The sequence below is a fragment of the Solirubrobacter phytolaccae genome, assembly GCF_027587195.1.
GTDB classification, from domain to species: domain Bacteria; phylum Actinomycetota; class Thermoleophilia; order Solirubrobacterales; family Solirubrobacteraceae; genus Solirubrobacter; species Solirubrobacter phytolaccae.
The window spans coordinates 23,212-33,943 of sequence record NZ_JAPDDP010000021.1; the positions used below are offsets into that span (position 1 = coordinate 23,212).

Annotated in this window: 11 protein-coding genes; 6 read left to right on the plus strand and 5 right to left on the minus strand. The window is 72.9% G+C overall.

Annotation, left to right across the window (positions count from 1 at the left end; all coding sequences use genetic code 11):
* Positions 1-96: 96 nt before the first annotated feature.
* Complete coding sequence (locus tag OJ997_RS13630) at positions 97-2,085, plus strand: diguanylate cyclase (RefSeq protein ID WP_270025661.1); 1,989 nt, start codon at positions 97-99, stop codon at positions 2,083-2,085.
* Positions 2,086-2,107: 22 nt separating this feature from the next.
* Here OJ997_RS13630 and OJ997_RS13635 read toward each other — a convergent pair whose 3' ends face one another.
* Positions 2,108-2,545: a MarR family winged helix-turn-helix transcriptional regulator gene (locus OJ997_RS13635; RefSeq protein ID WP_270025662.1), complete on the minus strand. Its 438-nt coding sequence runs from the start codon at positions 2,543-2,545 to the stop codon at positions 2,108-2,110.
* 48 nt (positions 2,546-2,593) lie between these two features.
* Here OJ997_RS13635 and OJ997_RS13640 point away from each other — a divergent pair, with 48 nt between their 5' ends.
* Entirely contained in the window at positions 2,594-3,199 is a 606-nt protein-coding gene (locus tag OJ997_RS13640; RefSeq protein WP_270025663.1) for an SDR family NAD(P)-dependent oxidoreductase, read from the plus strand.
* Entirely contained in the window at positions 3,196-4,041 is an 846-nt protein-coding gene (locus OJ997_RS13645) for an NADP-dependent oxidoreductase (RefSeq protein ID WP_270025665.1), read from the plus strand. Before OJ997_RS13640 ends, OJ997_RS13645 begins: the two co-directional genes overlap by 4 nt.
* 9 nt (positions 4,042-4,050) lie before the next feature.
* Here the strand turns inward: OJ997_RS13645 and OJ997_RS13650 are convergent, their stop codons facing one another.
* Both OJ997_RS13650 and OJ997_RS13655 read right to left on the minus strand, forming a co-directional pair.
* Entirely contained in the window at positions 4,051-4,923 is an 873-nt protein-coding gene (locus tag OJ997_RS13650) for a hypothetical protein (protein ID WP_270025666.1), read from the minus strand.
* Positions 4,908-5,411 (minus strand): RNA polymerase sigma factor, encoded by a 504-nt coding sequence (locus tag OJ997_RS13655; protein WP_270025667.1) that lies wholly within the window; start codon positions 5,409-5,411, stop codon positions 4,908-4,910. Before OJ997_RS13655 ends, OJ997_RS13650 begins: the two co-directional genes overlap by 16 nt.
* Before the next feature lie 172 nt (positions 5,412-5,583).
* On the opposite strand from OJ997_RS13655, the gene OJ997_RS13660 reads away from it, so the two are divergent.
* Both OJ997_RS13660 and OJ997_RS13665 read left to right on the plus strand, forming a co-directional pair.
* On the plus strand, positions 5,584-6,081 hold the full coding sequence (locus OJ997_RS13660; RefSeq protein WP_270025668.1) for a DUF1269 domain-containing protein: 498 nt from the start codon (positions 5,584-5,586) through the stop codon (positions 6,079-6,081).
* Complete coding sequence (locus OJ997_RS13665; RefSeq protein WP_270025669.1) at positions 6,081-7,565, plus strand: Ppx/GppA phosphatase family protein; 1,485 nt, start codon at positions 6,081-6,083, stop codon at positions 7,563-7,565. Before OJ997_RS13660 ends, OJ997_RS13665 begins: the two co-directional genes overlap by 1 nt.
* 1 nt (position 7,566) lies before the next feature.
* Here the strand turns inward: OJ997_RS13665 and OJ997_RS13670 are convergent, their stop codons facing one another.
* Positions 7,567-9,426 carry an ATP-binding protein gene (locus OJ997_RS13670; RefSeq protein WP_270025670.1) on the minus strand — a complete coding sequence of 620 codons (1,860 nt, stop codon included), beginning with the start codon at positions 9,424-9,426 and terminating at the stop codon, positions 7,567-7,569.
* A gap of 182 nt (positions 9,427-9,608) precedes the next feature.
* On the opposite strand from OJ997_RS13670, the gene OJ997_RS13675 reads away from it, so the two are divergent.
* A complete protein-coding gene (locus tag OJ997_RS13675) occupies positions 9,609-10,001 on the plus strand; it encodes a response regulator (RefSeq protein ID WP_270025671.1) in 393 nt (130 codons plus the stop codon).
* Between the two features lie 2 nt (positions 10,002-10,003).
* Here OJ997_RS13675 and OJ997_RS13680 read toward each other — a convergent pair whose 3' ends face one another.
* Positions 10,004-10,687 carry a response regulator transcription factor gene (locus tag OJ997_RS13680; protein ID WP_270025672.1) on the minus strand — a complete coding sequence of 228 codons (684 nt, stop codon included), beginning with the start codon at positions 10,685-10,687 and terminating at the stop codon, positions 10,004-10,006.
* Positions 10,688-10,732 lie beyond the last annotated feature (45 nt).

Sequence of the window (10,732 nt, forward strand, 5' to 3'; positions counted from 1 at the left end):
GAGGCCCCGCTTCGGCGGGGCCTCCCAAGTTGTGCGTACACGCCAGACGCGCCCCGCCCAGCTCAAGCCGGAGCACCGCGTGTCGATTGCTTGGTAGTGAAGCTGTTCTGCGCGTCGCGCCTTCAGACGTGGTTGCTGGTCGCCGCCGGGTTGAGCCTCGCCGCAGTGCTGCTGCGCGTGGCCGGCGTGATCCCACCTGTGTTCCCCTGGTGGTGGGACAAGGCCTACAACGCGGTCGAGTTCCTCGTGATCGCCGTGTGCGCGCTCCGGGTGCGGGCCTCGCGCGGGACCGAGCGGACGGCGTGGGCCGTGTTGACGGTCGGGCTGTTCGGCTACGCCGCGGGCGACATCTACTACCTCGCGGCGCTCCAGGGACTCGCCTCGCCGCCGTACCCCTCGTGGGCCGACGCGGGCTACCTGAGCATCTTCCCCGCCACGTACGCGGCGCTCGTGCTGCTGCTGCGTGCTCGCGCCGGCCGCGTGTCGTCGGTGCTGTTCCTCGACGGGCTGCTCTGTGGCCTGGCGGTCGCCGCGGTCGGAGCGGCACTCGTGTTCGGGGTGGTCGCCAGCACCGAGGGAACGCTCTCGACGGTCGCGACCAACCTCGCCTATCCGCTCGGCGATCTGAGCCTCCTCGCCTTCGTGATCGCGGTGACCGCGATGACGGGACGCCGCGCGGGTGCCTCGTGGCTGCTGCTCGGCGCGGCGTTCGCGACCTGGGCCGTCGCGGACGTGATCTACCTCTACCAGGCCGCGCTGGGCACGTACCGCGACTACACCCTGCTCGACCTGACCTGGCCGGCCGCCTACCTGCTGATCGGCCTGGCCGCCTGCCTCCCGGCCCAGCGGCTCGACGCGCGCCGCCTTCGCGGCGGCCTGCTCGTCCTGCCGGCGACCTTCACGCTCGTCGCGCTGGGCGTGCTGGTGGTCGATCACTACGTCGTGCTCAACCATGTGGCGGTCTGGCTGGCCTGCGGCACGATCGTCGTCGCCGTCGTCCGCTTCGCCCTGACGTTCCGCGAGAACCTGCAGACGCTTCGCGCCAGTGAGCACGACGCGCTGACCGACGCGCTGACCGGTCTCGGCAACCGCCGCGCGCTCATCCTCGACCTCGAGCGTGCGGTCGAGGACGCCGGACCGGACCGCGGCGCGGTCCTGGCCACGTTCGACCTCGACGGCTTCAAGGCCTACAACGACAGCTTCGGACACCCGGCCGGGGACGCGCTCCTGGTGCGGCTCGGACGCAACCTCGCCGCCACCATGGGCCCGGCGGCAAGCGCCTACCGCCTCGGCGGCGACGAGTTCTGCGTGCTCTCGCACGAACCCGTTCCCGACCGCGTCCTGGTCGCGCGGGCCAAGGACGCGCTCAGCGAGCGGGGCGAGCGCTTCAGCATCAGCTGCTCCGCGGGCGCCGTCGCCATCCCGACGGACGTCGGCGACGCCGCGGACGCGCTGCGCCTCTGCGACCAGCGCATGTACGCGGACAAGGGACGTGGCCGGCGGACGGTGGACGAGGCCGTGCACCACGTGCTGCTGTGCGTCGCCGCCGAGCACGACGGTGAGCTGCGCGAGCACGTCGACGACGTGGCCGACCTCGCGGGAGCCGTCGGCGAAGAGCTCGGGCTCGCTCCCACGGACCTGCTCGCCCTGCGCCGGGCGGCCGCCCTGCACGACATCGGCAAGATCGCGATCCCCGACGCGATCCTGCACGCCCCGCGCGCGCTCGACGAGGCCGAGTGGGAGTACATGCGCCAGCACACGATCATCGGCGAGCGCATCATCGCCGCCGCTCCCGGCCTTTCCGAGGTCGCCACCATCGTCCGCTCCAGCCACGAGCGCTACGACGGCAACGGCTACCCCGACCGCCTCGCCGGAGAGCAGATCCCGCTCGCCGCTCGCATCGTGGCCGTCTGCGACACCTACGACGCCATCGTCACCGACCGCTCGTACCGCCGTGGCCGCACCCCAGCGGAAGCCATCGTCGAGCTCCGGCGCTGCTCGGGCACCCAGTTCGACCCGCAGGTCGTCGACGCCGCCGTCACCGTGCTGCAGCGGCTGGCGCAGCGACAGCTCGTCACGAGCTGAAGCGCGGGACGCGGGACGCGGGCTACGCGCAGTCGGATGCCGGCTGGTTGAGCGCGAGGAGGAGCGCTCGCAGCTGTTCCCGCTGCTGCGTGTCCAGCGCCGCGAACAGGTCGTCCTCGACCGCACGCTGAGCCTCGCCGGCGGCAACCAGCAGCGTGGCGCCCGCCGGCGTGAGGCTCACCGTATGGCGCCGGCGGTCAGCCGGGTCGCGCTCGCGGCTGACGAAGCCGTCCGCCTCCAGCGGGTTGAGCAGCGCGACCACGAGGCTGGGGTCGAGGCCCATGCGGTCGTTGAGCTCGCGTTGGCTGAGCCCGCCGTGCTCGAGCAGGCCGAGGATCTGGAACTGACGCGGCTTGAGGCCGTGCGCGTCGTGAGCGGCGCGCAGTCGGCGCATCGCGTCGTAGCCGAGCAGGGCGAGCAGCAGGCCGGGACTGCTCTCGTGCTCCTCGAGGATGCTCACAGCTTCATTGTAGGTCGTAGATCATGGAGGATGCTCTACGATTGACGTATGTCCAAGACGCTTGCCATCGTCGGCGCCGGACCGGGCCTCGGCCTGTCGCTGGCGCGGCGCTTCGCCACCGCGGGCTTCGAGATCGTCTTGATCTCGCGGGACCCGTCCAAGCTCGACTTCGACGCCCGCAAGGTCGCCGCCGACGTCACCGACCACGAAGGCCTCGCCGCCGCCCTGCACTCGATCGGCCCGATCGACGTGCTCGAGTACAGCCCCACCCCGACGTTCGGGCTCGTGGAGCCGAAGGACCTCACGCCGGAGGCCGTCCTCGCGCCGTTCCAGCACCAGGTCCTCGGCGCCATCGCCGCCGTCAACGCGACGGAGCTGCGGCCCGGTGGTGCCCTGCTGTTCACCACCGCCGCGTCGTCGATCACGCCCGTGCCGATGACGGCCAACGTGGGCATCGCCATGGCCGCGCTGCGCGCCTACGCGAAGACGCTGCACCTCGCGCTGGCGCCGGACACGTACGTCGGGCATCTCGCGATCGACATGTTCATGCAGGGCGACGACGCCGACACCGCGGCCGCCGCGCTCTACGACCTCTACGCCGCCCGCACCGACTTCGAGGTCAAGGTCGGCAACTTCCTGGAGACGCTCACATGAAGGCCTTCACCCTCGACGCGTTCGACACCGCGCCCGGAATCCGCACCGACCTCCCCAACCCCACCGGCGAGCGCATCGTGCGCCTGCATGCGAGCTCGGTCAACCCCGTCGACGCCGCGATCGCCGGCGGCATGCTGCGCGGGATGGCGGACTACGCCTTCCCCGTTGTCCTCGGCCGGGACTTCGCCGGTGTCGTCGAGGACACCGGCGAAGAAGTGTTCGGGTTCGTCCCCCACGCCGACCCTGCGGTCGGAGCGGGCGCGTGGGCCGAGCGGATCACGCTCAGCCCGTTCTTCGCCCCCAAGCCCGCGTCCCTCAGCCTGACCGAGGCGGGCGCCGCGCCGCTGGCCGGCATCACGGCGCTGCTCTCCGTCGAGGCGCTCGCGCTGACCGGCGGCGAGCGCGTGCTCATCCTTGGCGCCACCGGCGGCGTCGGCGCCTTCGCCGTCCAGCTCGCCGCACGCGCGGGCGCGACCGTGATCGCTCCCGCCAACGCGGACGACCGCGACTACCTCGAGGCGCTCGGAGCAAGCGAAGTGCCCGAACGCGGGTCCGCGCCGCAGGCCGACGCGCTCATCGACCTCATCTCCTACTCGCCCGAGCAGCTCGCCGCGAACGCACCCGGGCTGCGCGACGGCGCCAAGACCGTGTCCGCGCTCGGCGCCGCCGAGATCAACGTGATGGCCGTCTCGGACCCCGAGGCCCCCGCCCGGCTCGCCCGCGCCATCGACGAGCACGGACTGCAGGTCCCGCTCGCCCGCTCGTTCGCGTTCGACGAGCTCGGCGAGGCACTCGGCGCGCTCGGCACCCACAAGCGCGGGAAGATCTCCGTCGTCGCGTAAGGGCCGGCGCTACTTCTTGCGCCCGTCCTTGGCCCCATAGACGCGCTCGAACGCGGCCTCGACCCGTGCGCGATCGCGAACGACCGTCGCGGTCGGGTGTGCGCCCTCGAGCGTCGTCAGTCGTGCGGCGGCGTCGCCTTCGAGCACCTCGTAGGTCTCCCAGCGGATCGAGGACGGTGCCTCGCCGGCGTCGCGGCCGGGGTCGCTCAGCTCGAGCGGCTTGCCGTCCTCGGCCGAGACCCACACCTTCCAGACGGGACGTCCGGCGTCCGGCTTCAGGGCGATCTCCCACGCGTCTTGCCCGTTGTGGCGGCCGCGGCCCGTGACCGTCAGGAACTGCTCCGTGAGCCCGAACCGGACCTTCTTGACGACCGGGTCGCCGACGATCGACTCCACGGGGTCGTCCTTGGTCGCCGGCTTGGGGGCCTTGTAGATCGTGTCGGTCGTCGGGTCGTACAGGCCGTCGCCCGCGGTCTCGTAGCGGATCGGGCCGTCGAGGATCTCGCGGCTGTTCGTCGGCGTGTCCGCGTCCTGCCAGCTCTCGCGCGTCGTCGTGCGCCCGTCCTGCGTCTCGACGCTGCGCACGTGCAGGACGGTGCCGTCCGGCGGGCTGAACCAGCGCAGCGCCTGCTCGATCGCGACCGCCGAGGACGGCCCACCGAGGTCGCCCGGGCCACCCGCGAACATCACCGTCGCCGCAGCGGCCAGCGTCGCTCCCGCAGTGGCGACGGGGATGACCACACGGCGGCCGACAGACCGGGAGGGCGTTTCAGGAAGACGCATGACCTGCGCCAAGAGATCCGCGTCGAACGCGTCCTCGTCGACGTCCGCGGCCTCCGGACGGCTCGCGCGCAGGCGGTGCTCGATCACAGGGTTTCCCATCGGGGTTGCTCCTTGCTCGCAGTCGGGGTGAGGGCGGCGCGCAGCCGACGACGGGCTCGCGCCGAGCGCATGCGGAACGCCGCCGGGGTGATCCCGAGCGCGCGGGCGGCGTCCGCGCTCGAGAGGTCGAACCACGCGGTGAGCACGACCGCCTCTCGATCGAGCGGCGAGAGCGTGAGCAGCGCTTCACGCAGCTCGCCGTCGTCAATGCGGTCGGCCGGGTCGATGCCGACCACCTTCGGTTGCAGGTCCAGCAGCGCGTGCAACGCCCCGGCGCGGCGGCCGCTGCGGCGGGTGTTGGCCAGAACGCGGCGCGTGACGCCGATCAGCCAGCCCAGCTCGGCGCCGCGGGGAATGTCCCGCTTGCGGCGCCAGGCGATCGCGTAGGCCTCGGCTACGGCGTCATCGGCGTCCTCGCGCGACGCCATCGAACGGGCATAGGCCAGCACCCGCGGATAGGTCGTCCGGTAGAGGTCTTCGAAGTCCACGCTGGGCAAGTGTCCAGCGTCCCGCAAACTGCAACCGCACCGATGGCCGGCCACGAGTTGCCGAGGGCCACGTCGAGTCGCTGCGCCCGTAGATCATGCGGATCGGGTGATGCAGGGCGCCCGCGGACGCGGTTGGGTTGGAGGGGATCAGCCAGCGAGGAGGAGCCACGTCATGAGCACCCTGGTCGCCATCGCCTATCCCGACGTCGCCACCGCGGACGCGGTGCGGACGGAGTTGGTGCAGGCCACGAAGGAGAACCTGCTGGCGCTCGAGGACCTGGTGGTCGTTGAGCACCGGGGTGACGGGAAGGTCAAGCTGCGGCAGGGAGCGAGCCTGACCGGGGCCGGCGCGGCGGGCGGCGCGCTCTGGGGTGGCCTGATCGGGCTGCTGTTCCTCGCGCCCGTGATCGGGATGGCGCTCGGCGCCGCGACCGGCGCGGCCGCCGGCAAGGTCACGGACATCGGCGTGGACGACCAGTTCGTCAAGCAGCTCGGCGCGAAGCTCGGGCCGGGCGGCGCGGCGGTGATCGTGCTCGGCCGCGCCGGGGCGCCCGAGCGCGTGCTCGAGCGGATCGGGCGCTACGGCGGTGAGGTGATCCAGACCTCGCTGAGCCGCGAGGACGAGGCCCGCGTGCGCGACGCGCTCGGCGAGCCGGTTCCGGCGGCGTGATGGCGGTGCCGGCGGAGATCGTCCCGCGCTGGGAGTGGCGCAGCTTCGGGGAGCGCTTCGGCGCCGCCGAGGCCGCACTCACCGCGCGGACGCCGGAGCGGGTGCACGAGACGGACGAGCTGTACCTGCTCTCGCCGGAGAGCGACGCGTCGGTGAAGGTGCGCGACGCGCTGATGGACGTCAAGCAGCTCGAGGGCGTCAACGCGGACGGGCTCGAGCAGTGGCGGCCGGTGATGAAGGCGGCGTTCCCGCTCGCCCCGACCGACGTGCGGTCGGTGCTGCAGGCGCTCCACGCCCCGGCTCCCCCGCCCGGTCCGCCCGCGTACGCGCTCGCCGACCTCGCCCGGCTCGCGCTCGCGGCGCCGGTCCACAAGCGGCGGGCCCACTATCGGCTTGACGGCTGCCTGGCCGAGCTGAGCGAGCTTCGCGTCGGTGAGCACTCGACGCGCACGATCGTGATCGAGGGCGAGGACCCGCGGCGCGTGATCGCGGCGGTGCGCAAGCTCGGCCTCGCCGGACGCCGGAACGTGTCGGTCGCGCGCGGGATCAAGGCGCTGCTCGGCGTCGGCGCGCACCGGTACGCGGTGATCGACGTCGGCACGAACTCGGTCAAGCTCCACGTCGCGGAGCGCTCCGCGGATGGCGAGTGGCACGCGCTCGCGGACCGCGCGGAGGTGACGCGGCTCGGTGAGGGCCTGCACGAGTCCGGTCGGCTGGGTGCGGAGCCGATCCGCCGCACGACCGACGCGATCACCGAGCTCGCCGAGGCGGCGCGGGCGCTCGGCGCGACGGAGATCGCCGCCGTCGGCACCGCGGGGCTGCGGCTCGCGCCCAACACGTCCGAGCTGATGGCGTCGGTGCACGCCGCCAGCGGCGTGATCGTGGAGGTGATCCCCGGCGAGGAGGAGGCGCGGCTCGCGTTCCTGGCCGCGACGGAAGGGCTCGGCCTCGGCCGGCAGTCGCTCGTGGTCTTCGACACCGGCGGCGGGAGCTCGCAGTTCACGATCGGTGCCGGTGGCCACGTCGCGGAGCAGTTCAGCGTCGACGTCGGCTCGGTGCGGTTGACCGAGCGCTTCGACCTGGACGAGGCGGTGTCGCGGGACGTCGTCGCGGCGGCGTGCGTCGCGGTCGCGGGTGATCTGGAGCGGCTCGCCGGCCGCCCCGCGGCGCCCGCGGTGATCGGCATGGGTGGCGCGGTGACGAACTTGGTCGCGATCGAGCTCGCGCTCGCGTCCTACGACCCCGACGCCGTCCAGGGCAGCGTCCTGCGCCGCGCGGACATCGCCGCCCAGATCGAACGCCTCCGCCGGATGAACGCGCAGGAGCGCCGGTCGATCGTCGGCCTCCAGCCCGCCCGCGCCGAGGTCATCCTGGCCGGCGCCTGCATCGTCCAGACCGTGCTCGACGTGCTCGGCGCCGAAGCGCTGACCGTGAGCGACCGCGCGCTGCGGCACGGCCTGATCGCGGACCGGTTCGCGCCCTGAGCTAGACCGACGCGTGCGCGTCGAGCGGCACGAGCCCGATGATGCGCGTGCCGCGTCCGGGCGCGCTGTCGATGCTCAGCGACCCGCCGACGGCCTCGAGCCGATCGCGCATGTTGCGCAGCCCGCTGCACGAGCGCAGCGTGCCGTCCAGCGACTCCACCGGCAGCCTGAACCCGGGGCCGTCGTCGCGCACCTCGAGCGCCAGCGTCCGGCGCTGCTCGAGCTGCACCCACACCGCGGTGGCCGTCGGCGCGTGCTTGATCGCGTTCTGCACCGCCTCCAGGCACGTGAAGTACACGGCGGTCTCGATCTCCATCGGCTGCCGGGTCAGCCCGATCGTCTGCAGGTGCAGCGGGACGGTCACGTCCGCCGCGAGGCTGCGCAGCGCCTCCTCGAGCCCACGGTCGCTGAGGATCGGTGGATAGACGCCGTGCGCGAGCGCCCGGAGCTCTTCGAGCGTGCGCTCGGCCTCCGTGCCGAGCTCGTGCAGCGCGTCGGCACCGCCCACGGGATCGGTGCGCAGGAGCTCTTCGGCGAGCGAGAGCCGGATCCGCAGCATCATCAGCCGCTGCTGGGCGCCGTCGTGGAGGTCACGTTCGATCCGGGCGCGCTCCAGGTCGGCCGCCTCGGCGATCCGGCGGCGCGACTGCTCGAGCTGGCGCAACGTCGCCGCGAGCCGGGTCGTGACCTCGTGATGGCGGACGGCCTCGCGCACGATGCCGCTGATCGCGCCCAGGAGCTCCTCGTCCCCACGGAGCCCGGGAGCGTGGACGAGCGCGACGACCGACACGCCGCTGTCGTCACGGATGATCGTCAGCTCGCGCCCGGCCGCCACCGGAAGCCGTCCCACGCGACGACCGCAGCTGTCGAGCCAGCGGACCGGACCGTCGGCGACCAGCACGTCGAGCGTCGGATCGCACAGCGCCGTCCGCAGCACGTCGCGCAGGCGGCCGGCGTCCACCCCGTCGCTCAGCTGGCCGGTCAGCCGCGCGAGCACGTCCCCGACCAGCAGCCGCCGGCGCACGAGACCGACCCAGAACGCCGCGGCCAGCCCGGCGACGCACAGCCCCCACAGGAGCCCGAGCGTCTCGACCGCCGGTGCGGAGGGATCGGAGCGGCGCACCACAAGGAACGCCGCCAGCAGCCCGACGGACGCGCCGCTCGCCAGCAGCACCGGCAGCAGGGTGCGCCGCCGCAGCGGCGTCGCGGCCCGCCAGCGCCACGCCATCGACCCGACCACCGCGGCGAACAGCAGGATCGCGAACAGCTCGCGCAGCGGCTGCACGACGGACTCCATGAACGCCGGTTCGCTGTCCAGCACCAGGAACGCGTTCGGCGGGCAGTCCTGGAGGCACGTCGCCCACGGCGTGTGCTCGGGGTAGTGCTCGACGAAGAGGGCCGATCCGATGTAGCCGAGCACGAGCAGCCCGTTCAACGCGCGGAACAGCGTGCGGTCGACCCCGCGCGTGACCCGTCCCGAGGGGAAGGCCGTCATCAGGAAGATCAGGCTCGGGAACACGAGCCACGCCGCGACGCGGCCGACGCTGTAGGGGAGGCTGGCCTCGGACTCGCCGAGCGCCGTCAGCGACCACGCGAAGCCGGTGGCGATCAGCGCGAGGCCGAAGCGCACGTTCTCCGGCACCTGGATCGCGTACAGGCCCGCCGCGATCGGCACGGAGATCACCAGCAGCTCGATCGTCCCGCGCCCGACCGCCTCGTCCGCCGGGACGGAGCGCACGATGAACGTCACCGACACCGCGCAGACCGCCGCGCCGATGAGCCCGATCGTCGCCGCGAGACGGCGATGCAGGGTCGATGTCGTCGGCGCCGGACCGCGCTCGGCCGGCAGCAGCGCGCTCACCTCACGTCTCGCCCGAGGCGATCGAACCCATGGGATGAACGGTCCCGCTGGGCGGGACGACGCCGCCTCGCCCGCGGCGGATGATCTCGCCACTCGGGGAAGCTCCTTCGTGCGTGCATCAGGCGCCTGCCGTGCAGGCCTCCTTGCCCGGGCCGCCGGCACCCGGGACGCTGCTCGCAGCCATGGCCAGCTCCGAAGCGCAGCCGCCCGTCCGGGTCGTCGCCGTCGACGACCTGCCCGCGTTCCGGGCGACGGCCGCGGCGCTGATCGCCTCGACGCCCGGGTTCGAGCTCGTCGGCACCTCGGCGGACGGCGAGTCCGCGCTGCGGCTCGTACGCGAGACCGACCCCGATCTCGTCCTCGTCGACGTCCGCATGCCGGGGATCGACGGCGTCGCCGTCGCGACGCGGCTGCTGGCCGGCGACCCGACGCGGGTCGTCGTGCTCGCGTCGACGCTGGACCAGGCGTCGTTGTCGCGCGTCGCTCGTGGCTGCGGCGCCGCGGCCGTGATCTGCAAGCACTGGTTGACGCCGCGCCTGCTGCACGGCCTCTGGGTCGCGCACCGGCGCCGCTGACGCTACGGGACGCGGCTCACGCTGCCCGACTCCGACAGGAGCATGAGCGCCGCCTTGACGCGCTTGCTGACGTCCTCGGCGTTCGCGAGGCCGAGCTTCAGAAAGATCGCGTTGATGTGCTTCTCGACCGCGCGCTTGGTCAGGAACAGCTCCTCCGCGATCGCCATGTTGCTCTTGCCGCGCGCGATCTCGACCAGCACCTCGCGCTCGCGTACCGTGAGCTCGTTCAGCGGCGACCGCTCTGCCTGGCTGCGGGCCGCCACCAGCGCGTCCACGATCTTCGCGTCCACCAGCGAACCACCGGCGGCGACCGCGTGGATCGCGGCCGTCAGCTCCGCCCGGTTGTGCACACGCTCCTTCAGCAGGTAGGCCCGGCGGGCCGAGCCGCCGTCCAGTAGCGCCAGCGCGTAGATCGGGTCGGCGTACTGACTGAGCACGACCACCCCCGTCTCCGGGAACCGCTCGCGCAGCTCGGCGGCGAGGCGGATGCCCTCGTCGGTGTTCGTCGGCGGCATCCGGATGTCCGTGACGACGACATCCGGGCGCTCGCGGTCGCACGCCTCGCGCAGCGACTCGAGATCCCCCACCGCGGCGACGACCTCGACGTCGGGATCGATGTCGAGCAGTTGCTTGACACCCTCGCGAACCAGCAGGTTGTCCTCGCCGAGCACCACCCGGATCGGCATGGGCCGGACCCTACACGCCAGTTGGCGCGTTGCCGCGTTTCGTCA

What these genes read in the sequence shown, in the direction of transcription:
- OJ997_RS13640 (WP_270025663.1), top strand. Translation starts at nt 2,594, where the DNA reads ATGTCCAAGACGCTTGCCATCGTCGGCGCCGGACCGGGCCTCGGCCTG.
- OJ997_RS13645 (WP_270025665.1), top strand. Translation starts at nt 3,196, where the DNA reads ATGAAGGCCTTCACCCTCGACGCGTTCGACACCGCGCCCGGAATCCGC.
- OJ997_RS13650 (WP_270025666.1), bottom strand. Translation starts at nt 4,923, where the DNA reads ATGGGAAACCCTGTGATCGAGCACCGCCTGCGCGCGAGCCGTCCGGAG.
- OJ997_RS13660 (WP_270025668.1), top strand. Translation starts at nt 5,584, where the DNA reads ATGAGCACCCTGGTCGCCATCGCCTATCCCGACGTCGCCACCGCGGAC.
- OJ997_RS13665 (WP_270025669.1), top strand. Translation starts at nt 6,081, where the DNA reads ATGGCGGTGCCGGCGGAGATCGTCCCGCGCTGGGAGTGGCGCAGCTTC.
- OJ997_RS13675 (WP_270025671.1), top strand. Translation starts at nt 9,609, where the DNA reads ATGGCCAGCTCCGAAGCGCAGCCGCCCGTCCGGGTCGTCGCCGTCGAC.
- OJ997_RS13680 (WP_270025672.1), bottom strand. Translation starts at nt 10,687, where the DNA reads ATGCCGATCCGGGTGGTGCTCGGCGAGGACAACCTGCTGGTTCGCGAG.